Below are 23,323 nucleotides of genomic sequence, written 5' to 3' on the forward strand. Positions count from 1 at the left end.
CGCTCGGCCGGCGGAACGCGGGCAGCATCTACCGGGAAACCTACTACGACCGGGCAGACGAATCCCTGACCGCCGAGGGCCGGGAGCTGCGCGTGCGTGTGGTAGACCGGAGCGGCACGCGTCAGACGATCCTGACCTACAAGGAACCAGCTGTTGACGAGGAGTCCGGCTCCAAGCCCGAGCACGAGACCAAGGTCGCCGACCCTGCCGTGGTTGACACCGTGCTGCGCGTCTTGGGCGCCGTGGAGTACGTCCGGCTGACGAAGAACTGCGCGAACTACCGGTTCAACGCCCACGGCCGGGACATGCTCGCCACGGTGGTCACCGTGCCCGAACTCGACGGGACGTTCATCGAGTTGGAAACACTCGCCCTCGAGGAGGAGCTGAGCGAGGCGCTCGTTGCGGTCCGCGGTGTGCTGTCCGAGTCGGGCATCACGGATGCCGACCTGACAACGGAGCAGTACACCGACGCCGTGCTCCGCGCTCGCGCGTGAACGTGCGGAAGCCCCGCCGGTCGGTGACCGTACACCCCGCTACCGGCCTGCGGTCACTCTCCGATCTTTTGAGTAGAACGTGATCGTGGTGTACATCGACACCGCGGTGCCGGCCTTCGCGCGCTGCCGGACGGCCTTCCAGTTCTGGAACGACTGATCGTCCGTCCCTGACGCGACCACCGCTTCGACTCCATTCCCACCTTTCAGTATTGACATGTCAGTCTAAGAAACTTTAGTTTCGACCTGTCAATACTGACATATTGAGGAGAACGCTGATGAGCTCGCAGACCGGCCGGCCCCTCTGGATGGACGGCCACATGGCCCCCGTTCCCGACGAGATCGACGCTGTGGACCTGGAGGTCGACGGCACCCTCCCGGCCGAGCTGTCGGGACGCTACTTCCGGAACGGCCCCAACCCCGCCCCCGGCGAGGAGACCGGGCACTGGTTCTCCGGGCACGGTATGGTGCACGGCCTTCGACTCCGCGACGGCCGCGCCGAGTGGTATCGCAACCGCTGGGTCCGCACGACGCACTTCACCGGCGGCGCCGATCTGGTCGGCCCCGACCTCGGCCTCGACCGGGCCGCCGTCACCGCGAACACGCACGTCATCCCGTTCAACGACAAGATCTACGCGCTGGTCGAGGTGGGCTTCCCGTACGAGCTGACGCCCGAGCTCGGCACGGTCGGGCCGTGCGACTTCGGGGGGCGGCTGACCAGCGGGATGACCGCGCACCCCAAGCAGGACCCGCGCACCGGCGAACTGCTGTTCTTCGGGTACGGCTTCTTCCCGCCCTACCTCACCTACCACCGGCTGTCGGCGGACGGCGAGCTGGTGGAGAGCCGGGAGGTGGACGTCCCGGGCGGGACGATGATGCACGACTTCGCCGTCACCGAGAACCACGTGGTGTGGCTGGACCTGCCGCTGGTGTTCGATGCCGACCTCGCAGTACAGGGCGTCATGCCGTACCGCTGGGACGACGGGTACGGCGCCCGGCTCGGCGTGATGCCGCGCGATCCGGACCGGGCGGGCGAGGTCCGCTGGTTCGACATCGACCCCTGCTACGTCTTCCACGTCGGCAACGCGCACGAGGACGCGGCCGGCCGCGTGGTGCTCGACTGCGTGCGGTACGCCCCGGCCGACTTCGCCAAGGTGTGGGCGACGATCGGCGGGCTGCCGGCGGCCGAGGCGGTGAACGCCGCCGCGGTCCAGGGCATGGCGCGGCTGCACCGCTGGACGATCGACCCGTCCGGCGGCAAGGTCCTGGGGGAGGCGCTGGACGATCGGGGCACCGAGTTCCCGACGCACAACGACGGCCGCACGGGCCTGTCGCACCGCTACCTGTACACGGTGACCGGCGACTCGATCATCAAGCACGATCTGCGCACCGGCTCGTCGGCGACGCACTCGCCGGGGCAGGGGCTGATCCCGGGCGAGGCGGTGTTCGTCCCGGCGGCGGACGCGCGCGGCGAGGACGAGGGCTGGCTGATGTCGGTCGTGACCGACGCCGCGGGCCGGGGCTCGGAGCTGCTGGTACTGGACGCCTCGGACCTGTCCCGCACCGCGGCGGTGCGGCTGCCGCGCCGGGTCCCGGCCGGCTTCCACGGGAGCTGGATCCCGGACGCTTGACGTCGGGGAGCCCCCTTGCCTGGCTCTGGGCGGCGCGTGCTCGGCCCACCTGTCCCCAATAGGGTTGTGATACTAGCCGGTAGGCTGTGCAAGCAACCGCTTACCGAGCGCTCGCCCAGCCCATCCCGGGAGGTCCCCATGTCCGTGGCCACGGAGCGCCCCGCCACCTTCGCGTCGCTGAACCCGGCCACCGGAGAGGTCGTCGCCGAGCATCCGGTCCACGATCCCGCCGCGGTGGCCGACACGGTCGAACGCGCCCGGGCCGCCGCCCGGTGGTGGCGCGCGCTGGGCTGGAAGGAACGCCGGGTCCGGCTGCTCAACATCAAGGGCGCGCTGGCCCGCAACCTCAACCGCATGGCCGAGCTCATCCACCAGGAGACCGGCAAGCCGGTGCAGGACGCCCAGCTTGAGACGATCATGGCGATCGTGCATCTGGACTGGGCCGCCCGCAACGCCCGCAAGGTGCTCGGCCCGCGCACCGTCTTCCCCGGGGTCGCCTCGCTCAACCAGAAGGCCGTGCTGGAGTACCAGCCGCTCGGCGTGGTCGGCGTGATCGGCCCGTGGAACTACCCGATCTTCACCCCGATGGGCTCGATCGCCTACGCGCTCGCCGCCGGCAACGCGGTGGTGTTCAAGCCCTCGGAGTTCACCCCGGGCGTCGGGGTCTTCCTGGCCGAACTGGTCGCCGGGGTCGTCCCGGAGCAGCCCGTCCTGCAGACCGTCACCGGCCTCGGCGACACCGGCGCCGCGCTGGCCTCCTCCCCCGGCATCGGCAAGATCGCCTTCACCGGGTCGGCGCGGACGGCCAAGAAGGTCATGGCCGCCTGCGCCGCGAACCTCACCCCGATCGTGGCCGAGTGCGGCGGCAAGGACGCCTGCATCGTCGACGCCGACGCCGACCTGGACGCCGCCGCGGACGCCGCGCTGTGGGGCGCGATGGCCAACGCCGGGCAGACCTGCATCGGCATCGAGCGGATCTACGTCGTGGACCGGGCCTACGACGCCTTCCTCGACGCCCTCACCAGGAAGGCCCGCGACCTGCGTCCCGGCTTCGACCGCGAGGCGGCCTACGGGCCGATCACCATGCCCGCCCAGCTCGACATCATCGAACGGCACATCAAGGACGCCCTCGACAAGGGCGGCCGGGCCGTCGTGGGCGGTGCCGAGTCGGTCCGCGAGCCGTACGTGGAACCGGTGGTCCTGACCGACGTGCCGGACGACTCCGCCGCCGTCCGCGAGGAGACCTTCGGCCCGACGGTCACCGTCCACAAGGTGGCGGACCTGGAGGAGGCCCTGGAGAAGGCCAACCGCACCGACTACGGGCTGGCCGGCACCATCTTCTCCGGGAACAAGCGCCGTGCCATGGACGCCGCCCGCCGGATGCGCTCCGGCATGACCTCCATCAACGCCTTCGCCTCGTTCGCCATGGTCGCGGCGCTGCCGTTCGGCGGCGTCGGCGAGTCCGGCTTCGGCCGCATCCACGGCGCGGACGGGCTGCGCGAGTTCGCCCGTCCCAAGGCCATCACCCGGACCCGGTTCAACCTCCCGATGAACCTGACCTCCTTCGACCGGACGGAGAAGGACATGGCCCGCCTTTTGCAGCTGATCAACGTCCTGCACGCCAAACGCTACAAGCGCTGACCGGAGATCTGGAAGCCGCCCGGCCGGATACGAGCAACCGGATTCGACCAAGCGGCCACCGGCGTCCACCAGCGCCAGAGATGTCCCAGGCGACTTCTCTGGCCAGCGCTCCATGCAGAGCCCTGTCTCGGGTTCGCTGCGCCTTCAGGCGGTCGGTAGTAGGTAACGGCGGCGCCCTGCCCGTTCCGCCGCTCGATGTTCGATCGGGTCCGCCTGGGCGGAGCGATCAGGTGCCGTCCCGCCTCGTTGCCCTCGGCGAGCTCCACCACAGCCGTGGTGATTCCTTGCGCCCGCGCGAACTTGCACGCTTCCGCGAGCAACCGCCGCCCGATACCTTGCCCGCGCCGTGACGGGCGCACCGTGATCCACAGTTGGCTACCGGGCTCGCCGAGAGCCTCAGTGGCAGGGTAATGACGTATCGACACCCGGCCGAGATACTCGCGTTTCAACGCCGGGCCGTATAGCCGAACGCACCGGATCGCACAAGCGGTCGGCGATCGCCTCCGTGATCGACAAGCCCGACTGGATCTCGACGAAGCCGTACATGCCGGTCGGGTTGATTTCAAGGAACGTCCAAGCGTCGTCGGCCGTGGCGATGAAGTCGAACGCGCCGTACTCCAGCCGGTAACGGTGCATGAAGTCCCGGACTCCCACCATCACCTCGGGAGGCACACCGGTCGGAGTAAAGGTCAGTCGGTGTTGTACCGGTCGCCAGTCAAGGTCGCCGGTGCCCGTGATGACCACGGCGAACGCTTGTGCGCCGATCATGGTCAACCGTACAGGCGCGCCGGGGATGACCTCCTGGAACAAGCAGGCCGCGCCCAGTCCGTCCGGGACGGTGTCGGGATCGGCCCGAGTAGCGACTACCATCGCGTCCTCGTCGGCCCCTTGGGCGTAGAACGCCTTGAACAGCACTTCCCTGCCTCGCGCCCATCGGCGGACCGCTTCCCCGGAGGTTGTGACGATCGTGTCCGGCACTGTCAATCCGCATTCTGTCGCTGTGACGAGTTGGCCCGGTTTGGAGTTGGCCGCCGCCGCAAGATCGGGGTGGTTGATCCAGCGGACCGGAAGCGACTTCAGCACTCCGAACACCGCCGCCATGTCCTCTCGGGCCGCCCAGGACCGCTGCGCGGTATCAGCGATCGCAGGGTGACCGGCGGGCGCGGTGGGCCAGCGCCACAGCACCGACACCACCTCGCCCAGGTCGATGGCACGGTGCTCGTCGCCGATCGCATCCCGCCAGCGTCCGCGCGCCAATGTCGCCTCTATCCGAACCGGTCCCGCGCCGGGGTCCAGCCGGGCCACCCGCACACCTCGGGTTTGCAGATCAGCGACGATCAGATCTGCGGTGTAGTCGGTCGCGTCGGTCATGACCAGCACCGCGCCATTCACCGGTCAGCCTCCGTCGTCGGTCTTGTTGTCGTTGTGGGTCGTGCCCCAGGTGACGGTGTACTGGCGCATCAGGGCGGGCTGCTCGACCAGTGGCCTACCGCCCACGGTCGAGAGCTGACGATGCGGGTCGTACACGATTCCGGGAATCGAGGCCGTGTACGCGCCGTCAAGGTGCACCTGATGTCTCAAGCCGTACGGGACCATCGGGGATCTCCTTTCCTCGGTGATACCGACCGCGCACCTCGCGCGGTCCGTTCGGGGTGATCGCTGCGGCTGGGTGGATGGGTCGCCCACTCCGCTGGTGTCACATTTGCTGCTGGTGCACGGCCAGCACGTTCCGGACGCGTTGGGCCGCGATCTCTGGAGTCGTCACGGAGGTGATCTCCTCGCCCCACGACCACACATAGCGGTGGGGGTCTTCGGGGACCTGTGCCGGTCGTACGCCGATGTCCTCGGCGAACCGGTCTGCTCCCGCTGGGTTGTTGACGTGCAGGTAAGGCGGTTCACCTTGGGCGCGGACGAGTCGCACGAACAGGGCCGGATCGGTGGTGTTCAGCGCAAGCCGGAGGTTCTCCAGGTGCTGGACAGCCTCCCCCTGCCCGTCCGAAATCGACATGGTCGACTGATCCCCGTCGGACTGGTCAAACGGCACAAGAGGGGCGCGAAGACGATGCCGGCCCCGGCGATGGTTGGCCATTGGGCTCCTTGGCTGCTGTTTTGTTTCCCTTCCAGGAAAGCCCGCGGGCCGGGTCCAGCCCAGGGCAGTGGCGGCGCACCGCTGAGGCATGCCTGGTGCATCTCTGGTGCATCCGCACTGCATCGCCGATTCGCGTCTTACGCTGACCTTGGACAAGGTGACGCAGAGTGGAAACGGCTTCATCTCGGGAGGGCTTCGATGACGGCAGGACGGCGGCCCCGTCTGGCAGAGCGCCGTCGGACGTTGGGATTCAGTCAAGAGTCCCTTGCCGCCATGCTGGAGGCCGACCGGTCCACCATCGCGCGGTGGGAACGCGGACAGTGCGACCCACAGCCCTACCACTGGGCCAAGCTGTGCGGTCTGCTCCAGGTAACCTCCGACAAGCTGGACGAGTTGCTGATGCCCGAACCGGGCGCCGGGCAGACAGAGCTGGCGTCCGGCTCCGTCGAAACCCTGCAGGGCCGCGTTATTGGCCACGCGGTGGTCGCGCCCGGCGGGACCTTTGATGAACTGGAGGACATGAACCGCCGGAAGCTGCTCCGCCTGCTGAGCATCGCGGGAACGCTGGTCACCGTCCCCAACCTCGCCGATGACGCACGTGCCGATGACTCCGAGCAGCTCTACCAGTACGAGCTGCTGAACTCTCACCTGTGGCAGGTGTTCGCGCTCTCCGAGTCAAAGCGCACCGTCTATCCCGTCATACGTCAGCAGCTCGACCTGGTAACCGGCAGCCTGCACCAGGCGCACTCCTCGTCGGCTCACAAACGGCTCTGTGTCTTGACCGGTGACCTGCTCCAACTCGCTGGAGAGATCTTCTTCGACGCCGACCGGTACACCGACGCCGCGCACTGCTACAAACTCGCCGCCGATGCCGGGAAGGAAGCGGGCGCGTTCGACCTTTGGGCCTGCGCTCTCACCCGGCACGCCTACCTCGGCATTTACGAACGCCAATTCAGCGACGTGACGCCCGTCCTGGAAGGGGCCGCTCGCCTCGCGCGGCGTGGCGATAGCCAGTTGTCAACCCGGCATTGGGTTGCCGCTGTTCAGGCGCAGACGTACGCCGGTATCGGAGACTTCGACGCCTGCCGCCGCGCGCTCGACTTCGCTGAGCAGGTCCAAGCGCTCAGTGGATCCGACATGCCGGGCGGGTGGCTCCGGTTCGACGGGGGACGGCTCGACGAGGAACGCGGCGCGTGTTACGCAGCGCTCAGCCGGACGGATCTGGCGACCCAAGCGCTGACCAATGCCCTTGGCAAGGCCACATCGCTACGCCGCCGGGGCAGCATCCTCGCGGATCTGGCCACGCTGGGCCTCCAGGCTCGTGACCTGGATCAGGTCTTCGACTACGGCGGGCAGGCCATCGACCTGGCCGAGCAGACCCGATCGTCGGGTTATGTCGGCCGCAAACTTCAAGGTTTGCGTGGCGAACTCGCCCCATTGATGTCCGATCCGCGAGCGTCGCAGCTCAGCGAGCGCATTACCCAATTGTGAGGAGTCATCATGCAGCCCCGACCGGAGACCTTGCAGGACGAGCAAGGCCGTGTCTTCCGCGAAGCGTGGATCTCCGGAGTCCGCAAGTACTACCCGGGAGAGCCCAAGCCGGGCTACGTGGCCCCGTGGGAGGACACGCCCGGCTGGGAACGGCAGGCGGCAAGCGCCGTCTATCGGCAGGTGGCCGATTTCGTCTCGCTCTCAGAAGGCGCCACCGCCAAGCTGACGCGCGAGCAGAAGGGCCGGTTCGTCGCCCTGTGCTGGATCGCGCAGATCTTCAAACACATCCAGGATCCCAAGCCGTCTTATGTCGCCGACTGGGATGCTCTTCCCGAGTGGCAGCAGCAGACCGACGCCGACATCTTTGAGCAGATCGAACACCGTGCCTGACCTCGCCCTACCTGTGGGCGGGTGAGGGCTGCTGCTCCCCGGTGCTGCCACACGGAAGGGGCCGGTCGATGGCCGTGGGCCACCGACCTCAGGCGGTGGTCAAGGGGGTGCGGGCGCGGATCAGGTCGGCGGCGCGTTCGGCTATGGCTATGGTCGGGGCGTTGGTGTTGCCGCGTGGGACGGACGGCATCACGGAGGCGTCCACCACGCGGAGGCCCTCGACGCCTCGGACGCGCAGGTCGGGGTCGCAGACGGTGTCCTCCGAGGCGCCCATGGCGCAGGTGCTCGTGGGGTGGAACAGGGTCGCGCAGGCGTGCCGGACGAAGCCGGCCAGGGCCTCGTCGCCGTCGATCTGCTCGCCGGGCGCCCATTCGCCGCCGACGACGTCGGCCAGGGGGGCGGTGGCGGCGATCTGGCGGGCCTGGCGGACGCCCGCGACCAGGATGTCCACGTCCGCCTTGTCGGCCAGGTACGCGGGGTCGATGAGCGGCTTGGCGTACGGGCTGGCCGAGCGGAGCGCGAGGCTGCCCCGGCTCGCGACCGCGATGGCGGTGACCATGACCGACAGCAGCCGCTGGGACGGCTCCACCAGGCCCTGGTCGATGAACGGGGCCGGCAGCACGTGGTACTGCAGGTCGGGGGCGGGCAGGCCCTCGGCGGTGCGGGCGAAGCCGCCCGCCTCGGCCACGTTCGACGCGAGCGGGCCGCGCGCCAGGGTCTGGTAGAGCGCGTAGGAGCGGACGTTGGCCATTTCCCAGAGGCCCTTGACGCTCGGCGTCGCGAACATCACGTTCACGAACGGGTGGTCCTGGAGGCCCTGCCCGACGGGCGCGTCGACGAGGACGTCGATGCCGTGGGCGCGGAGCTGGTCCGCGGGGCCGATGCCCGACAGCATGAGCAGCTGCGGGCTGTTGACCGCGCCGCCGGACAGGATCACCTCGCCGTGCGCGCGGGCCTCGTGCCGGGTGCCGCGCCGTTCGTACCGGACGCCGGTCGCCCGGCCGTTCTCGATGAGGACGCGGGTGACGAGCGCGTCGGTGACGACCGTGAGGTTGGGACGGGCGAGCGCGGGCCGCAGGTAGCCGGCGGCGGTCGACCAGCGCTTCCCGCTCTTGTGCGTGACCTGGTAGAAGCCGACGCCGTCCTGTTCGGGGCCGTTGAAGTCGCTGTTGGCCGCCAGCCCGTACCGCTTGGCCGCCTGCACCCAGGCGCGGGTGAGCGGGTGCTTGTACCGCAGGTCCTCCACGCGCAGCGGGCCGCCGGCGCCGTGGTGTTCGGACGCGCCGCGCTGCTGGTCCTCGGCCTTCAGGAAGTACGGCAGCAGGTCGGCGTGCCCCCAGCCGGCGCAGCCGTGGGAGTCGCGCCAGGTGTCGTAGTCGTGCCGGTGCCCGCGAATGTAGATCATCGCGTTGGTGGACGAGCAGCCGCCCAGCGTGCGTCCGCGCGGCCAGTAGACGCCCCGCCCCGCGGCGTGCTCCTGCGGGACGGTCGTGTAGTCCCAGTCGTACGGCCCCTTGATCAGCGACGTGAGCGCGGCCGGGATGTGGATCTCCGGGGCGTCGTCGGGCGGGCCCGCCTCCAGCAGCAGGACGCGGGAGCCGGGATCCTCGGTGAGCCGGGCGGCCAGCACGCAGCCCGCGCTGCCGGCGCCCACGATGATGTGGTCATAGCCGGGATCATCGGTCATGTCGGGAAACCCTACCGATGGCGGCGGCGGCCGCACGACATAGGGTGACGGGCATGGCGAAGAACAGGGAGACCCCGGTCGTGCTGTCGCAGATCTACACCCGTGCCGGCGACGACGGGAGCACCCATCTCGGCGACATGTCCCGCACGTCCAAGTCCGATCTCCGCCTGGCCGCCTACGCCGACACCGAGGAGGCCAACGCGGCGATCGGCGCGGCGATCGCCCTGGGCTCCCTGCCCGAGCCGCTCGTCACCCTGCTGACCCGCGTCCAGAACGACATGTTCGACGTCGGCGCCGACCTCGCCCGCCCCGTCGTGCCCGACACCGGCGTCCCGGCGCTGCGCGTGGACGACTCCTACATCGACCGCCTGGAGGCCGCCTGCGACGAGCACAACGCCGACCTGCCGGCCCTGCGCAGCTTCATCATCCCCGGCGGCACGCCCGGCGCGGCCCTCCTGCACGTCGCCCGGACGGTGACCCGGCGGGCGGAGCGGTCCGCGTGGGCGGCGATCGAACGGCACGGCGCCACCCTCGTCGGCGACCGCGAGGGCGGCGTCAACCCGCTGACCGCCCGCTACCTCAACCGGCTCTCCGACCTGCTCTTCATCCTGTGCCGGGTCGCCAACGCCGGGCACGGCGACCTCCTGTGGAAGCCGGGCGGCGAGCGGTGAGGTGGGGCTAGCCCCACCATCGGGAGGCTGGCTCTCCACCTGGCCCGCCCTGGTACGCCGATGTGAAGCTTGTACCCGTAACGGGGAAACCGGCCAACCAGGAGTGAACGTGAAGACGCAGAGGCGCGTGGCGGTGGGGATCGCGGCGGCGGCGCTCGTGGCGCTGGGAACGACCGGCTGCAACGTGTCGTTCAACACCGAGACGCAGCGCGAGACGCGGACGCACACCGTCAAGGGCACCTTCCCCACGTTCAAGGTGAACGGCGACGGCGGCAAGCTGGAGGTCGTCGGTACCGACTCCCCGGACATCAAGATCGTGGAGTATCTGCGCTGGTCGAACTCCAGCAACAAGCCCAGGACCGAGCGGATCGTCAAGGACGGCACGCTCACCCTGAAGAGCAACTGCAACCGCACCGTCATCGGCCACAACGCGTGCGGCGCCGGGTACCGCGTCGAGGTCCCCCGCGCGACCGCGGTCGACCTGAACACCGACAGCGGCGACCTTCGGGTCAGCGGCCTGACCGGCAAGAGCATGAACCTGAACTCCGACGCCGGCTCGATCACCGCCGAAGGGGTGCGCACCGGCGCGCTCACCGCCACGGCCAATTCCGGCAGCATCAAGATCACGGGGCGCGCCGACCTGGCCCGGATCGTCGCCGACGCCGGCTCGATCGACGCCGACGGCCTGCACACGTCGCAGATCACGGCACGGGGCAACTCCGGCGCGGTGAAGCTGCGCCTGACCGCCGCACCCGACAGCGTCGCCGTAACCAACGACTCCGGCGCGATCAAGGTCGAGCTGCCCGACGTCGCCGAGGGCTACGCCTTCGACCTGAAGACCGACTCCGGCGCTCGGGACATCTTCGGGCTGCGGCAGGACAGCCGTTCCAAGCACCGCGTCACGATCAGCAACGACTCGGGCCCGATCAGCGTCACCCCCACGTCCGGCGCGTAGCGCGACGGCGCGCCGCCCACGGGACGGGCGGCGCGCCGTTTCACATCGGTCAGCGGATCCGGTGCCCGCCGCGCCATTCGGCGGGCGACGCGGCCGACCGCTTGGCGGCGGCCGACCGGCGGGTCTCCCCGTTCACCGGCAGCGTGCTCTTGGCCAGCCGCTGGACGGAGAACGCGACCCCGTCGGCGTGCGTGTCCAGCAGCTTCCAGTCGATGTTGGCGATCGAGTCGCACGCGGCGTGGTAACACGGGTCGTACGGCTTGCCCGCCTCCCCGCCGAACAGCTTGGCCTGCTCCGGCGTCTTGATCACCTCGGCGCCGCTGAACAGCCCGCCGGCCGGGATGCCCTGCTCGATGAAGGGCCCGTAGTCGGACCGTCCGGTGAACTCGCTCTCCAGCGTCGGCAGCTTGCGCCCCGTGTAGTAGTCCTTGAGGATCTTCTCGATGGCGCCCGAGCCGGGCGGCGGGTTGGTGCCGGTCCCCAGGGAGTCGTCGCCGTCGTAGACGCCGCGGACCCCGTTCACCGAGCCCAGCATGTCGAAGTTGAGATTGAGGGCGATCTTGGCGCGGTCGGCCTCGCTCAGCGACGAGACGTAGTGCGTGGAGCCGAGCAGGCCGTCCTCCTCGGCGCCCCACCAGGCGAACCGCACCTTGTTGCGCAGCCCCTTCTCGCCCAGCTTGGCGATCTGCTGCGCGACGGCGAGGATGGTGGCCGAGCCGCTGCCGTTGTCGTTGATGCCGGGGCCCTCGGGCACGCTGTCGAGGTGCGCGCCGACCACGACCACGTTGTCGGCGCGGCCCTGCGCGGTCTCGGCGATCACGTTGGACGAGGACCGCTTCCCGGTGGCGGTGTCGGTCCTGACCCGCAGCTTCAGCCCGCCGGCCTGCGCGGCCTTGGCCAGCTCGGCGCCCAGCGCGTGCGGGGTCTCCACGACCGGCAGCGTGAACGCCCGGCCCAGCGTCCCGTTGACCGGGCCCTGCTCGGTCGGCAGGTTGTAGATCACCACGCCGGCGGCGCCGGCTGCCTGCGCGTTGGCGGCCTTGATCTCGAAGCTGCACCCGCCGCGCTGGATCACCGCGACCGAGCCCGCGGCGAAGCCCTGGAAGTCGGCCGCCTCGCAGCCCGCGGTGCCGGCCTGGCCGGCCGCGGGAACGTCCACGGCCGCGGCGGCCGCGGTCACGTCGCCCGATCCCGAGTACTGCATCGTCTGGAAGTCGGTGCCCGGCTGGTACGTCTTCTGCTCGGGCGCCGTCTGGGCGAACACGGCCGGGGACCGCTCCTCCCAGTAGTCGAACTCGAACTTCTGCACCTGCGGCGTGAAACCGGCCTTCTTCAGCTGGCTCACCACGTACTTCACCGAGACGTCGTAGCCCGGACGGCCCGCGGCCCGGTTCCCGCCGTTGTACTCGGCGATCTCCTGGAACGCCTCCAGATGCCGGCGGATGTCCTTGACCTGGACCAGCCTGGCCAGGTCGGGCGCGGCGGAGGCGGACGCCTGCGGGACCGCGACCAGGGCGGCGGCCACCACGGAACCGGTGAACAGCGCTGTTGCACCGAGGGAGAGTCTTCGCACATGCACTCCTGAGGTGAGGGAGAGCGGAATCCGCTCGATCATTCCGCCCTCTCCCGGACGCCACAAGGGCCCCACCGTCCCGACGCCGATTCGATACCACCCGCCGATGACGCCGATTCGATAGCACCCGCCGTCGCGTCCCGGAACAGACCTCGGGCCTATCTCGAAGTGACCTCAGGTACCGCGCGAGCGCGCTACCTGGCCGGTGAGGCGAAGCCGAAGGCGAGCCTCAACGGCCAGATCGCGAAGCGATGTCGCGCTCGCACCAAGCACGGTCAGGGTGCGAGCCGCCAGGCGAGCACCCTGGGCCGGGATTGCATGAATTCAGTGCAGGTCGACGGGGAAGCCCGGCGGGGCCGCCTCCAGCCACGCCAGGAAACCCGTCAGCGCGGCGGCGCTCATCGCCAGCTCCACCCGCAGGTCCCCGTCCCGCACCTCGATGACCGACACCTCCGGCAGCAGCCCCTCCGCCTCCTCGCCCTCGGGACGGCGCCGGTTGGACACGACAAGGCCCCGGCGGTGAATCACCTGCCGGGGCCTCCTGCGGAATCCGAAGGCACGGTGCCAGTGCAGCACGTCCCCTTTGTAACGGCCGATGCCCAGCCGCCAAGGGCCGGGCCCGCCGTCCGCGGGCATCACGCGCAGGCTGCACTCCACCGCGCCGCCACCGCGGACGAAAAGCCAGCGTCTCAGCGCCATCAGGGCGAAAGCCAGCGCGACGAGCACAACGACGGCGGCGAGGACCGCGCCCGCGTCCCTTGCCAGGTGCTCGCCCAAGTCCCCCCGCCGTTCCTGCTTGACAGAGCCGCGTCGTCCGGGCCGTACCGGGCCCGCCGGCCGAGTTTTGCGGAAGCCTACAACCCGCACGCGGCCGCCGTGCACGGCACCCCATGCTCAACGCGTCAAGCCTTCCGCCCGCTGGGTAAAGGCGAGCGAAACGCCGCGGGTTCGCCGAAGGCCACGACCCGTTCCGTGATACGGAACCGGCCGTGGCCTTCAGACGATCTTCTTAGGCGTCCACGCCCGCGGCGCGCAGCCGCGCCCGGGCCCGCCGCTCGGACGTCGAGTCATCCTCGCCGGCCGCCAGCGCGTCCTGCAGCGCCCGGTTGGCGTCCGCGACGTCCACCTCGGTGCCCAGCTCGGCCTGCTCGGCCAGGATCGACACCTCGTCGCCGGCGATCGAGAAGAACCCGCTGCCGACCATCGCGGTCACCCACTCGCCGTCATCCGCCGGCTCGATCTTCACCACGCTGCCGTCCAGCAGCACGCCCAGCACCGGGGCGTGGCCCGGCAGGATGCCGAGCTGGCCCTCGACGGTCTGCGCGACCACCATCTTGGCCTCGCCGGACCAGATCTCGCGCTCCGGCGAGACCAGCCCGACCCTCAGAGTTGCCACAAGTCCGTCCTCCGACTACCGGAACCGGTGAGACGGTCCCGGCGGGACGGGTCGCCCCGCCCCGCCGGAACTGCCTACTTCTCCAGCTCCTTGGCCTTCTTCTCGGCGTCCTCGATGCCGCCGCACATGAAGAACGCCTGCTCGGGCAGGTGGTCGTACTCGCCCTCGGCGATCCCCTTGAACGAGGCGATGGTCTCGCTCAGCGGCACCGTGACACCGGGCTGGCCGGTGAACTGCTCGGCCGTGTACATCGGGTGCGACAGGAACCGCTCGATCCGCCGCGCCCGGTTGACGGTGACCTTGTCCTCTTCCGACAGCTCGTCGATACCGAGGATGGCGATGATGTCCTGCAGCTCCTTGTACTTCTGCAGGATCCGCTTCACCTCCTGGGCCACGTCGTAGTGCTCCCGCCCGACGATCTGCGGGTCCATGATCCGCGAGGTCGAGTCGAGCGGGTCCACCGCCGGGTAGATGCCCTTCTCGGTGATGGCCCGGGAGAGCACCGTGGTGGCGTCCAGGTGCGCGAAGGTGGTGTGCGGCGCCGGGTCGGTGATGTCGTCCGCGGGCACGTAGATCGCCTGCATCGAGGTGATCGAGTGGCCGCGGGTCGAGGTGATCCGCTCCTGCAGCACGCCCATCTCGTCGGCCAGCGTCGGCTGGTAGCCCACCGCGGACGGCATGCGGCCGAGCAGCGTGGACACCTCCGAACCCGCCTGGGTGAACCGGAAGATGTTGTCGATGAACAGCAGCACGTCCTGCTTCTGGACGTCCCGGAAGTACTCGGCCATGGTGAGCCCGGACAGCGCCACCCGCAGCCGGGTGCCCGGCGGCTCGTCCATCTGGCCGAACACCAGCGCGGTGTCCTTGAGGACGTTCGCCTCTTCCATCTCGACCCAGAGGTCGTTGCCCTCACGGGTCCGCTCGCCGACGCCGGCGAACACCGAGGTGCCGCCGAAGTTCCGCGCGACACGGGTGATCATCTCCTGGATGAGCACCGTCTTGCCGACGCCCGCGCCGCCGAACAGCCCGATCTTCCCGCCCGACACGTACGGCGTGAGCAGGTCGATGACCTTGATGCCGGTCTCCAGCATCTCGGTCTTGGACTCCAGCTGGTCGAACGGCGGGGCCTTGCGGTGGATCCCCCAGTGCTCGTTGACCTCGAGGGACGCCTTGGGCACGTCCAGCGAGTCGCCCAGCGCGTTCCACACGTGGCCCTTGGTGACGTTGCCGACCGGCACCTCGATCGAGTTGCCGGTGTCGATCACCGGGGCGCCGCGGACCATGCCGTCGGTGGGCTGCATCGAGACGGCGCGGACCAGGTTGTCGCCCAGGTGCTGGGCCACCTCCAGGGTCAGCGTCTTGGTCTCCTCGCCCAGCGTGACCTCGATGTTCAGGGCGTTGTAGATCTCCGGAAGGGCGTCGGCGGGGAATTCCACGTCGACGACCGGGCCGATGACCCGGGCGACGCGCCCCGTCGCCGTCGCCGTCTCTACTTCTGCGGTCATTCTCACTCCCCGCCAGAATCGGCCAGCGCGTCAGCGCCACCGACGATCTCGCTGATTTCCTGGGTGATCGCGGCCTGCCGCGCCTGGTTCATCTGGCGCGTGTAGACCTCGATCAGCTCGTTGGCATTGTCGGTCGCCGACTTCATCGCCCGGCGGACCGCGGCGTGGAACGCCGCCGCCCCCTGGAGCTGCATGTGGAAGATGCGGCTCTCTATGTAGTTGGGCAGCAGCAGGTCCAGCGCGTCCGCCGCCGACGGCTCGAAGTCGTAGGCCGGCGGCACCTGCGCGGACTCCTGCTCCTGCTCCGCGACCTCCAGCGGCAGCAGCCGGCGCACCTGCACCTGCTGGGTCAGCATCGAGACGAACTCGGTGTAGACCACGTGGATCTCCCCGACCCCGCCCTCGGCGTCGGTCTTGAGGAAGTCGTCCACGAGCCGCCGGCCGATCCGCTCGGCGTTGGCGAAGTCGGGCCGGCTGCTGATGCCGCGCCACTCCGCGGCCAGTTCCCGGTCGCGGAACCGGTACCAGGTGATGCCCTTGTTGCCCACCACGTACGGCACCGGCTCGCGGCCCTGGTCACGCAGCGTCTGCATCAGCGACTCGGCCTCGCGGATCAGGTTGGCGTTGTAAGCGCCGCAGAACCCGCCGTCGCTGCTGATGATCAGCACCGCGGAGCGCTTGTCCTCCGGCTGCTCGCGCAGCAGCGGATGGTCGATGCCCACATGGTGGCTGACCAGCGCCGTCAGCGCTCGCGTGATCTGGTCGGAGTACGGCTTGGAGGCCGCCACCGCCTGCTGCGCCTTCACGATCCGCGAGGTCGCGATCATCTCCTGGGCGCGCGTGATCTTGGCGGTCGAGCTGACCGACCTGATCCGCTGCCGCAGTTGACGAATCTGAGCCATCGCGGTCAGTCCTTCTTGACGCGGGTGATGGTCTCCTGCTCGACGGCCTCGTCCGCGGTCGGCTCGGCCGGCTCGGCCGACTCGTCCTCGCCGAGCAGCAGGCCCTCGCTGGTCTCGAAGCCCTTCTTGAACTCCGTGACCGCGTCCTTGAGGGTCGTCAGGCCGTCGTCGGACAGCTCGCCGGTCTCCCGGATGGAGGTGAGCAGGCCGCTCTCGTTGCGCTCGAGGTGGTCGAGGAACTCGTTCTCGAACCGGCGGACGTCCGCCACCGGGACCTCGTCGAGCTCACCGGAGGTGCCGGCCCACACCGACACGACCTGCTTCTCCACCGGGAACGGGCTGAACTGCGGCTGCTTGAGCAGCTCCACCAGCCGGGCGCCGCGGTCGAGCTGGGCGCGGGAGGCCGCGTCCAGGTCGGACGCGAACGCGGCGAACGCCTCCAGGTCGCGGTACTGCGACAGCGACAGCTTCAGCGTGCCGGCGACCTTGCGCATCGCCTTCACCTGCGCCGAGCCGCCGACCCGGGACACCGAGATACCGACGTTGATCGCCGGCCGGACGCCCTGGTTGAACAGGTCGGTCTCCAGGAAGCACTGGCCGTCGGTGATGGAGATGACGTTGGTCGGGATGTAGGCCGACACGTCGTTGCCCTTGGTCTCGATGATCGGCAGGCCGGTCATCGAGCCGCCGCCCATGTCGTCCGACAGCTTCGCGCACCGCTCCAGCAGCCGCGAGTGCAGGTAGAACACGTCGCCCGGGTAGGCCTCGCGGCCCGGCGGGCGGCGCAGCAGCAGCGACACCGAGCGGTAGGCCTCGGCCTGCTTCGACAGGTCATCGAAGATGATCAGGACGTGCTTGCCCTGGTACATCCAGTGCTGGCCGATCGCCGACCCGGTGTAGGGGGAGATGTACTTGTAGCCGGCCGGCTCGGAGGCGGGGGCGGCCACGATCGTGGTGTACGCCATCGCGCCCGCCTCCTCCAGGGTGCGGCGCACGTTGGCGATCGTGGAGCCCTTCTGGCCCACCGCGACGTAGATGCAGCGGATCTGCCTGCTCTCGTCGCCGGACTCCCAGGCTTCCTTCTGGTTCAGGATGGTGTCCACGCAGACCGTGGTCTTGCCGGTCTGCCGGTCACCGATGATCAGCTGCCGCTGGCCCCGGCCGATCGGCGTCATCGAGTCGATCGCCTTGATGCCGGTCTGCAGCGGCTCCTTCACCGACTGCCGCTGCACCACCGAGGGCGCCTGCAGCTCGAGCGCACGGCGCTCGTCGGTCTCGATAGCGCCCTTGCCGTCGATCGGGTTGCCCAGCGCGTCCACGACGCGGCCGAGGAAGCCGTCGCCGACCGGGACCGAGAGGACCTCGCCGGTACGGCGGACCTTCTGGCCCTCCTCGATCTTGCTGAAGTCACCCAGGACGACGGCGCCGATCTCGCGCACGTCCAGGTTAAGAGCCAGGCCACGGGTCCCGTCCTCGAACTCGAGGAGTTCGTTCGCCATGGTCGAGGGCAGGCCCTCGACGTGGGCGATACCGTCGCCGGAATCGACGACGGTGCCGACCTCTTCGCGCGCCGCCGCCTCGGGCTCGTACGACTGGACGAAGCGCTCCAGCGCGTCCCGGATCTCCTCCGGACGGATCGTCAGCTCCGCCATGATTCCTCTCTTGCTCCCTTAGGGGTCGCCTTGCCGGCCCGCGTCAGCTGGCCAGCCGCCGTCGGACGTCGTCCAGCCGCCCGGAGATGGTGCCGTCGATGATCTCGTCCCCGATCTGGATGGACAGCCCGCCGATCGTGTTGGGGTCGAGCTCGATGTTCAGGTGTACGTCATGGCCGTAGGCCGTCGCCAGCACCGCGGCCAGCCGGGTCCGCTGGGACTCGGTCAGCTCCACCCGGCTGCGCACCAGCGCCACCAGACGCTGCCTGCGCTGGGCGACGAGCTTGCCGAACTCGGCGAGCCCGCCTTCCAGGCTACGGCCTCTCGGCCGCAGCACCAGCTCGGTGACCAGCGTCTTGGTGGCGGCGGTGACCTTGCCGTCCAGCAGCGCGTCCAGCAGACCGGCCTTGCGGTCGTCCGGCAGCCGCGACCCCGAGAGGGCGGCGCGCAGCTCCGGCTCGCCTTCGACGACCCGGGAGAACCGGAACAGCTCGTCCTCCAGGTCGTCGAGCCGGCTTTCCGACTCGGCGCGGGCGGCCTCGGCGGTGACCGCGAGGGTCTCCACCGCGTCCGCCAGCTCCGACGGCTTGGACCAGCGCAGCCGCACCACGTCGGCGACCAGCTCGAGAGCGGCCGGTGAGACCTTGCCCTCCAGCAGGGCCTGGACGAGCCGCGCCTTGTCGGCCCCGTCCCGTGCCGGGTCGGAGACCGCCCGGCGCAGCCCGTGCTCGCGGTCGATCAGGCGCAGCACCGCGAACAGGTCGCCGCCGAGCGTGGCCGGGTCGCCCGAGGCGATCGCCGCCTCCAGCCGCTCCCTGGCCTCGGCCAGCGACGCCCTGCTCACCGCTCCCGTGATGGTCATGAGGTGACCTGCTCCTGGGTGCGGGCGCGGTCCTCGAGCTCCTCAAGGAAGCGGTCGACCACGCGGCTCTGCCGGGCGGCGTCGTCCAGCGACTCGCCCACCACGCGGCCGGCCAGCTCGACCGACAGCGTCCCGATCTCGCCCCGCAGCGACTGCAACGCGGCCTGCCGCTCGGCCTCGATCTGGGCCTGTGCGGCCTCGGTGATCCGGCGCGCCTCGGCCTGGGCCTGCTCGCGCATCTCGGCGATGATCTGCGCGCCCTGCTCGCGGGCCTCTTCGCGCAGCCGGGACGCCTCGTGCCGCGCCTCGGCCAGCTTGGCCTGGTACTCCTTCAGCGTGGCCTGCGCCTCGGACTGCGCGTCCTCGGCGCGCTTGAGCCCGCCCTCGATCGCGTCGGTCCGCTCCTCCAGGGTCTTCTGGATCTGGGGGACCAGTTTCCAGCCGACCAGGACCAGCACGATGATGAACGAGATCGTGCCGATGACCAGTTCGGAGGTGTGCGGCAGGAGCGGGTTGCTCTCCCCGCCCTCCGTCGAGGCCACCGTTACGGCGGTCATCAGGTTGGTCATTGGGATTCCGCCTTCCTGTCAGTGGGTGCCAGGAGGATCAGCCGCCGCTGTGCACGAACGGCACGACGAAACCGATGAGCGCGAGCGCCTCGGTCAGCGCGAAGCCCAGCAGCATGTTGGTACGGATCACGTTGGTCAGCTCCGGCTGGCGGGCGATGGCCTGCACGCCCTGGCCGAAGATGATGCCCACGCCGATACCGGGGCCGATGGCGGCCAGACCGTACGCGATCGAGCCGAGGTCGCCGGAGACTGCAGCGAGAGTGCTCATTGACATTCCTTCTCATTCGGCGGTGGGGAGCCGCCCCACCGAGCTTGCGTTGCGGGTAGCTGGTCGGTCAGTGGTCAGGGTGCAGGGCGCCGCCGATGTAGGAGGCGGCCAGCATCGTGAAGATGAACGCCTGAAGCGCCTGCACGAAGATCTCGAAGGCGGTCATGACGATGGTCATGACCAGGCCGATCAGGCCGACACCCGCCCCGAGGACGGTGAGTTTCTCGGCGAGGAACCACCAGGCGACGGTGGCGAAGAAGGCGAGCAGCAGGTGGCCGGCGAACATGTTCGCGAACAATCGGACCGAGTGGGTGAACGGCCGGAGAATGATCACCGACAGCAGCTCGATCGGGGCGTACAGCACGTACAGCGGCTTGGGCAGGCCCGGCGGGAACAGCATCCCCTTGAACCACCCGACGAGCCCCTGGTGCTTGATGCTCAGGAACCACATCATCCCGTAGACCACGATCGCCAGCACGATCGGGAAGGCGATGTGCGAGTTCACCGGCAGCTGCATCACCGGGACGACGCCCATCCAGTTCATGATCAGGATGAAGAAGAAGGTGGACACCAGGAACGGCATCCACCTGTCGCCGTCCTTGCCGATCATCGGCCGGGCGATCTGGTCGCGCACGAACAGGTAGCCGACCTCGCCCACGTTCTGCACGCCGCGCGGGACGAGCTTGGGCTTGTTGAAGGCGGCCCAGAAGAAGCCGACGACGATGATGACCGAGAGCGCGACGATGAGGGTCGGCTTGGTGACCCAGGAGGGCGCACCGTCCCAGAGCGGCCCCCACTCGAAGATCTCGGTCCCCGGGGCCTTGAACTCGTCTCCGCTCGGGGCGGCGAGGAGGTGTCGCGCACTCACGCGGCAGTCCCTTCGTCAGTGACTCTGCAGGTCAGTCGGTTCGTCAGGTGCGGGCCCGAGGGCCACGCGGAGTCAGTCCCGGTCGGTGGCGGCCTGTTCCCCCGCCGGCGGCGCGGTCAGCGGCCGTAGCGGTGGTAGACCAGGTAGAGCGCGAGACCGAGGCCCACCAGGATCCCGATGGGGAGCATCGCCGAGGTGCCCCACCACTGATCCAGCAGCCAGCCGAGGCCGCCGTAGACGGCCATCCCGCTCAGCAGGTAGCTGGGGATCGACCAGGCGGCGTTGGCGAAGCTTCGCTGTTCGGAGTCCTCCGCGGACTCCGGATCGGGTGGGTGCCCCTCCTCGCTCATCGCAGGACGGACCATAGCAGGCCACCCCCCGGATGGTCATATTGGAGTAGTCCATTTGCGCCGATACCGCCCACGGGTGCATCACGGGCCCCGGTCGGCGACGGCGGCACCGGCCTTCGGAGTGGCATCGGCTATGGGCTCGGCGGCCTGTTCGGACGCGCTCGCGGCGGCGGTTCCGGTGGCCGGCGCGGGGTCCACGTAGGGGGTCTTGAGCTTGGTGGAGGCGCGGATCTCAGCGCAGACCCAGACCACGGTCAGCGCGATCACCGACCAGGCGTAGGCCTTGGAGTTCCACGCGGTGACGCCCTCGAAGGCGACGACCAGCGCGAACATCCCGAAGATCTTGATGATGTAGCTGAAGACGGCGGCGGTGAACATCAACTGCGCCGAGATCTTGGAGGCGTAGCTCACCGCGATCACACTGACCGAGAAGAAGGCGATCACGATGACCGCGCCGATCGCGGCACCCAGCGCTCCCTTGGCACCGGCCAGCGCCAGGCCCGCCGCGACGGCGGCGATGCCTGCGAGACCGGTCGGGATCGCGGCGCCACGGAGGATCCGGGCGTCGGAAGAGTGCATGATGGCTCCGGCTGGTCACTTTTCGTGTTCGTCCCTTGCTCGTGAAAGGTATCACAAGCGTCCGGAACGTCCGCAATTACCCTGGATGTAACGGCTTTGCTCGACCGTCACCCGCGCGAACAACACGGACTGTAGCCCAGGACGACCGATGGTCACGCCGGAACGGCCCGGGCACTCCGCATGTCCGCTCCCCCGGAGCCTGCCATGAACCGAGCGCCGTTCAAACCCCCGGAACACCCCGGAACACCCCGAAATGATCATCGCCCAGGTCGTACCGGGGTCTCGCTCCGGAGCCCGGGAGGGCCTGTCTCAAGGTGACCTCAAGTGTCGCGCGAGCGCGCTACCTGGCCGGTGAAGCGATGCCGAAGGCGAGCCTCACCGGCCAGATCGCGAAGCGATGTCGCGCTCGCCCCAAGCACGGTCAGGGTCCGAGCCGCCAGGCGAGGACCCTGGGCCGGGATTGCATGAATACAGCGTCAGACCGGCTCGCGGGTGCGGGCCGGGGCGACGGATTCGGGGGCCTCCGCCCCGGTGCGGCGGGCCGCCATCCGGGGCACCGCGATCATCGCGGTCAGCCCGGCGACCGCGACCGCCCCGGTGACCGAGGCGACCAGCACCACCGAGTTGGTGAACGACAGCCCCACCAGGCTGGAGGCCAGCAGCGACACCCAGAAGTACATGATCAGCACCGCCCGGCGGTGCGAGTGCCCCAGTTCCAGCAGCCGGTGGTGCAGGTGCAGCTTGTCCGGCGCGAACGGGGAGCGGCCCTGGTTGGTGCGGCGCCACACCGCCAGCAGCATGTCCACGAACGGCACCGCCGCCACCGCCGGGACCAGCAGCAGCGGCACGTAGAACGGGAACAGCCGGTAGGTGCCGAGCAGGGCCGAGTCGAACTGCCCGGTGAGCATGATCGTCGAGGCGCTGAGCAGCAGCCCGATCAGCATCGAACCGGTGTCGCCCATGAAGATCCGGGCCGGGTTGAAGTTGTGCGGCAGGAACCCGGCGCAGATCCCGACCAGCACCGCGGCCGTCAGGGTGGCGCCGCTGAGCGTGGTGAGCTTGTTGGTGTAGGTCAGCAGGTAGGCGTAGGAGAACAGGGCCAGCGCGGCGATCCCCACCACGCCCGCCGCCAGCCCGTCCAGGCCGTCGATGAAGTTCACCGCGTTGATGGTGGCGACCACGATGAACACCGTCAGCGGCACCCCGTAGGCCGGGGGCAGCGACAGCGACTCCCCGGTCGGCATCGGGATCACGTACAGCTGGATGCCCTGCATGATGAAGATCCCGGCGGCGGCGACCTGGCCGGCGAACTTGGTGAGCGCGTCCACGCCCCAGCGGTCGTCGGCGATCCCGACCAGCACGATCAGCCCGCCCGACAGCAGCAGCGCCTTGACGACGCTCACATCGCCGTTGGCCAGCACGTCGCGCATCTCCGGCAGCCCGGTCGCGACCACCAGCGCGGCGACCATGCCGCCGAACATCGCCAGCCCGCCCAGCCGGGGCGTCGGGATCACGTGCACGTCGCGTTCGCGGGGGGCGGCCTGGGCGCCGAACCACACCGCGAACCGGCGGACGGCGGGAGTGAGCAGGTAGGCGACGAGGGCGGCGATGAGGATGGTGAGCAGGTACTCCCGCACGCCGCACGTCTCCTTTCATCGTGTCCGCACCGGTCTCCGCGGGGCGGCCGTTGCCGTGCCCGGCCCCAACGGGGTATGACGCGCGCCCCGGGCGACCGGTTCGCACCCGAGGCGTA

25 protein-coding genes are annotated in these 23,323 nt (G+C 69.6%); 7 read left to right on the forward strand and 18 right to left on the reverse strand.

Translation table 11 applies throughout. From position 1 onward, the window contains the following. The first annotated feature begins 26 nt into the window (after positions 1 to 26). The 3 genes from ABD340_RS19040 to ABD340_RS19050 all read left to right on the forward strand — a co-directional run bounded on the left by ABD340_RS19040 (position 27) and on the right by ABD340_RS19050 (position 3,763). Complete coding sequence (locus ABD340_RS19040) at positions 27 to 494, forward strand: CYTH domain-containing protein (protein ID WP_344590744.1); 468 nt, start codon at positions 27 to 29, stop codon at positions 492 to 494. A gap of 275 nt (positions 495 to 769) precedes the next feature. Further along, on the forward strand, positions 770 to 2,122 hold the full coding sequence (locus ABD340_RS19045; protein WP_344590319.1) for a carotenoid oxygenase family protein: 1,353 nt from the start codon (positions 770 to 772) through the stop codon (positions 2,120 to 2,122). Positions 2,123 to 2,260: 138 nt separating this feature from the next. Next, positions 2,261 to 3,763 (forward strand): aldehyde dehydrogenase family protein, encoded by a 1,503-nt coding sequence (locus ABD340_RS19050; protein ID WP_344590320.1) that lies wholly within the window; start codon positions 2,261 to 2,263, stop codon positions 3,761 to 3,763. On the opposite strand, the gene ABD340_RS47990 is transcribed toward ABD340_RS19050, so the two are convergent. The 4 genes from ABD340_RS47990 to ABD340_RS19065 all read right to left on the reverse strand — a co-directional run bounded on the left by ABD340_RS47990 (position 3,751) and on the right by ABD340_RS19065 (position 5,771). Beyond that, a complete protein-coding gene (locus tag ABD340_RS47990; protein WP_425547404.1) occupies positions 3,751 to 4,188 on the reverse strand; it encodes a GNAT family N-acetyltransferase in 438 nt (145 codons plus the stop codon). The two genes, ABD340_RS19050 and ABD340_RS47990, sit on opposite strands and share 13 nt — an antisense overlap. Then, positions 4,160 to 5,134 carry an MvdC/MvdD family ATP grasp protein gene (locus tag ABD340_RS19055; protein WP_344590321.1) on the reverse strand — a complete coding sequence of 325 codons (975 nt, stop codon included), beginning with the start codon at positions 5,132 to 5,134 and terminating at the stop codon, positions 4,160 to 4,162. The genes ABD340_RS47990 and ABD340_RS19055 overlap by 29 nt, the downstream gene beginning before the upstream one ends. 24 nt (positions 5,135 to 5,158) lie before the next feature. Further along, positions 5,159 to 5,359, reverse strand: a complete 201-nt coding sequence (locus ABD340_RS19060; RefSeq protein WP_344590322.1) for a hypothetical protein — start codon at positions 5,357 to 5,359, stop codon at positions 5,159 to 5,161. 100 nt (positions 5,360 to 5,459) lie between these two features. Further along, the gene (locus ABD340_RS19065; RefSeq protein ID WP_344590323.1) at positions 5,460 to 5,771 is read right to left on the reverse strand and encodes a hypothetical protein; all 312 of its coding nucleotides are present in this window, start codon (positions 5,769 to 5,771) and stop codon (positions 5,460 to 5,462) included. Between the two features lie 279 nt (positions 5,772 to 6,050). Between ABD340_RS19065 and ABD340_RS19070 the strand changes: the two genes are divergently transcribed. Continuing rightward, positions 6,051 to 7,343: a helix-turn-helix domain-containing protein gene (locus ABD340_RS19070; protein ID WP_344590324.1), complete on the forward strand. Its 1,293-nt coding sequence runs from the start codon at positions 6,051 to 6,053 to the stop codon at positions 7,341 to 7,343. A 9-nt stretch (positions 7,344 to 7,352) separates the two neighbouring features. Continuing rightward, positions 7,353 to 7,733 (forward strand): hypothetical protein, encoded by a 381-nt coding sequence (locus ABD340_RS19075; protein WP_344590325.1) that lies wholly within the window; start codon positions 7,353 to 7,355, stop codon positions 7,731 to 7,733. Between the two features lie 88 nt (positions 7,734 to 7,821). Here the strand turns inward: ABD340_RS19075 and ABD340_RS19080 are convergent, their stop codons facing one another. Then, positions 7,822 to 9,420 carry a GMC family oxidoreductase gene (locus ABD340_RS19080; protein WP_344590326.1) on the reverse strand — a complete coding sequence of 533 codons (1,599 nt, stop codon included), beginning with the start codon at positions 9,418 to 9,420 and terminating at the stop codon, positions 7,822 to 7,824. Positions 9,421 to 9,473: 53 nt separating this feature from the next. On the opposite strand from ABD340_RS19080, the gene ABD340_RS19085 reads away from it, so the two are divergent. Together ABD340_RS19085 and ABD340_RS19090 are read left to right on the forward strand one after the other, a co-directional pair. Then, positions 9,474 to 10,091, forward strand: coding sequence for a cob(I)yrinic acid a,c-diamide adenosyltransferase (locus ABD340_RS19085; protein WP_344590327.1), 618 nt, complete (start codon positions 9,474 to 9,476; stop codon positions 10,089 to 10,091). A gap of 109 nt (positions 10,092 to 10,200) precedes the next feature. Further along, the gene (locus ABD340_RS19090; protein ID WP_344590328.1) at positions 10,201 to 11,046 is read left to right on the forward strand and encodes a DUF4097 family beta strand repeat-containing protein; all 846 of its coding nucleotides are present in this window, start codon (positions 10,201 to 10,203) and stop codon (positions 11,044 to 11,046) included. 49 nt (positions 11,047 to 11,095) lie between these two features. On the opposite strand, the gene ABD340_RS19095 is transcribed toward ABD340_RS19090, so the two are convergent. The 13 genes from ABD340_RS19095 to ABD340_RS19155 all read right to left on the reverse strand — a co-directional run bounded on the left by ABD340_RS19095 (position 11,096) and on the right by ABD340_RS19155 (position 23,207). Then, the gene (locus ABD340_RS19095) at positions 11,096 to 12,619 is read right to left on the reverse strand and encodes a M28 family metallopeptidase (RefSeq protein WP_344590329.1); all 1,524 of its coding nucleotides are present in this window, start codon (positions 12,617 to 12,619) and stop codon (positions 11,096 to 11,098) included. Between the two features lie 324 nt (positions 12,620 to 12,943). Continuing rightward, on the reverse strand, positions 12,944 to 13,396 hold the full coding sequence (locus ABD340_RS19100) for a DUF2550 domain-containing protein (protein ID WP_344590330.1): 453 nt from the start codon (positions 13,394 to 13,396) through the stop codon (positions 12,944 to 12,946). 232 nt (positions 13,397 to 13,628) lie between these two features. Continuing rightward, positions 13,629 to 14,015: a F0F1 ATP synthase subunit epsilon gene (locus ABD340_RS19105; RefSeq protein ID WP_344590331.1), complete on the reverse strand. Its 387-nt coding sequence runs from the start codon at positions 14,013 to 14,015 to the stop codon at positions 13,629 to 13,631. Between the two features lie 74 nt (positions 14,016 to 14,089). Beyond that, positions 14,090 to 15,520, reverse strand: a complete 1,431-nt coding sequence (gene atpD / locus ABD340_RS19110) for a F0F1 ATP synthase subunit beta (protein WP_344590332.1) — start codon at positions 15,518 to 15,520, stop codon at positions 14,090 to 14,092. 2 nt (positions 15,521 to 15,522) lie between these two features. After that, the gene (locus ABD340_RS19115) at positions 15,523 to 16,422 is read right to left on the reverse strand and encodes a F0F1 ATP synthase subunit gamma (protein WP_344590333.1); all 900 of its coding nucleotides are present in this window, start codon (positions 16,420 to 16,422) and stop codon (positions 15,523 to 15,525) included. A gap of 5 nt (positions 16,423 to 16,427) precedes the next feature. Beyond that, the gene (gene atpA, locus ABD340_RS19120; protein ID WP_344590334.1) at positions 16,428 to 18,074 is read right to left on the reverse strand and encodes a F0F1 ATP synthase subunit alpha; all 1,647 of its coding nucleotides are present in this window, start codon (positions 18,072 to 18,074) and stop codon (positions 16,428 to 16,430) included. 43 nt (positions 18,075 to 18,117) lie between these two features. Next, positions 18,118 to 18,936 carry a F0F1 ATP synthase subunit delta gene (locus tag ABD340_RS19125; RefSeq protein WP_344590335.1) on the reverse strand — a complete coding sequence of 273 codons (819 nt, stop codon included), beginning with the start codon at positions 18,934 to 18,936 and terminating at the stop codon, positions 18,118 to 18,120. Further along, a complete protein-coding gene (locus ABD340_RS19130) occupies positions 18,933 to 19,505 on the reverse strand; it encodes a F0F1 ATP synthase subunit B (RefSeq protein WP_344590336.1) in 573 nt (190 codons plus the stop codon). Before ABD340_RS19130 ends, ABD340_RS19125 begins: the two co-directional genes overlap by 4 nt. 37 nt (positions 19,506 to 19,542) lie before the next feature. After that, the gene (gene atpE, locus ABD340_RS19135; protein ID WP_344590337.1) at positions 19,543 to 19,773 is read right to left on the reverse strand and encodes an ATP synthase F0 subunit C; all 231 of its coding nucleotides are present in this window, start codon (positions 19,771 to 19,773) and stop codon (positions 19,543 to 19,545) included. A gap of 67 nt (positions 19,774 to 19,840) precedes the next feature. Continuing rightward, positions 19,841 to 20,641, reverse strand: coding sequence for a F0F1 ATP synthase subunit A (atpB, locus tag ABD340_RS19140; protein ID WP_344590338.1), 801 nt, complete (start codon positions 20,639 to 20,641; stop codon positions 19,841 to 19,843). Positions 20,642 to 20,757: 116 nt separating this feature from the next. Beyond that, positions 20,758 to 20,991, reverse strand: a complete 234-nt coding sequence (locus ABD340_RS19145; protein WP_344590339.1) for an AtpZ/AtpI family protein — start codon at positions 20,989 to 20,991, stop codon at positions 20,758 to 20,760. A gap of 81 nt (positions 20,992 to 21,072) precedes the next feature. Then, positions 21,073 to 21,570, reverse strand: a complete 498-nt coding sequence (locus ABD340_RS19150) for a Cg1360 family ATP-synthase-associated protein (protein ID WP_344590340.1) — start codon at positions 21,568 to 21,570, stop codon at positions 21,073 to 21,075. 476 nt (positions 21,571 to 22,046) lie between these two features. Continuing rightward, positions 22,047 to 23,207 carry an MraY family glycosyltransferase gene (locus ABD340_RS19155; protein WP_344590341.1) on the reverse strand — a complete coding sequence of 387 codons (1,161 nt, stop codon included), beginning with the start codon at positions 23,205 to 23,207 and terminating at the stop codon, positions 22,047 to 22,049. Positions 23,208 to 23,323: the final 116 nt, after the last annotated feature.

The sequence above is a fragment of the Actinomadura vinacea genome (assembly GCF_039532545.1).
In the GTDB taxonomy this organism is placed as follows: domain Bacteria; phylum Actinomycetota; class Actinomycetes; order Streptosporangiales; family Streptosporangiaceae; genus Spirillospora; species Spirillospora vinacea.

Bases quoted from the DNA above. Each gene is read 5' to 3' on its own strand.
- ABD340_RS19075 (WP_344590325.1), top strand. From the start codon at position 7,353: ATGCAGCCCCGACCGGAGACCTTGCAGGACGAGCAAGGCCGTGTCTTC.
- atpA (WP_344590334.1), bottom strand. From the start codon at position 18,074: ATGGCGGAGCTGACGATCCGTCCGGAGGAGATCCGGGACGCGCTGGAG.
- ABD340_RS19130 (WP_344590336.1), bottom strand. From the start codon at position 19,505: ATGACCAACCTGATGACCGCCGTAACGGTGGCCTCGACGGAGGGCGGG.
- ABD340_RS19085 (WP_344590327.1), top strand. From the start codon at position 9,474: ATGGCGAAGAACAGGGAGACCCCGGTCGTGCTGTCGCAGATCTACACC.
- ABD340_RS19080 (WP_344590326.1), bottom strand. From the start codon at position 9,420: ATGACCGATGATCCCGGCTATGACCACATCATCGTGGGCGCCGGCAGC.
- ABD340_RS19070 (WP_344590324.1), top strand. From the start codon at position 6,051: ATGACGGCAGGACGGCGGCCCCGTCTGGCAGAGCGCCGTCGGACGTTG.
- ABD340_RS19050 (WP_344590320.1), top strand. From the start codon at position 2,261: ATGTCCGTGGCCACGGAGCGCCCCGCCACCTTCGCGTCGCTGAACCCG.
- ABD340_RS19045 (WP_344590319.1), top strand. From the start codon at position 770: ATGAGCTCGCAGACCGGCCGGCCCCTCTGGATGGACGGCCACATGGCC.
- ABD340_RS19115 (WP_344590333.1), bottom strand. From the start codon at position 16,422: ATGGCTCAGATTCGTCAACTGCGGCAGCGGATCAGGTCGGTCAGCTCG.
- ABD340_RS19055 (WP_344590321.1), bottom strand. From the start codon at position 5,134: ATGACCGACGCGACCGACTACACCGCAGATCTGATCGTCGCTGATCTG.
- ABD340_RS19060 (WP_344590322.1), bottom strand. From the start codon at position 5,359: ATGGTCCCGTACGGCTTGAGACATCAGGTGCACCTTGACGGCGCGTAC.
- atpE (WP_344590337.1), bottom strand. From the start codon at position 19,773: ATGAGCACTCTCGCTGCAGTCTCCGGCGACCTCGGCTCGATCGCGTAC.
- ABD340_RS19125 (WP_344590335.1), bottom strand. From the start codon at position 18,936: ATGACCATCACGGGAGCGGTGAGCAGGGCGTCGCTGGCCGAGGCCAGG.
- ABD340_RS19145 (WP_344590339.1), bottom strand. From the start codon at position 20,991: ATGAGCGAGGAGGGGCACCCACCCGATCCGGAGTCCGCGGAGGACTCC.
- atpD (WP_344590332.1), bottom strand. From the start codon at position 15,520: ATGACCGCAGAAGTAGAGACGGCGACGGCGACGGGGCGCGTCGCCCGG.
- ABD340_RS19150 (WP_344590340.1), bottom strand. From the start codon at position 21,570: ATGCACTCTTCCGACGCCCGGATCCTCCGTGGCGCCGCGATCCCGACC.
- ABD340_RS19065 (WP_344590323.1), bottom strand. From the start codon at position 5,771: ATGTCGATTTCGGACGGGCAGGGGGAGGCTGTCCAGCACCTGGAGAAC.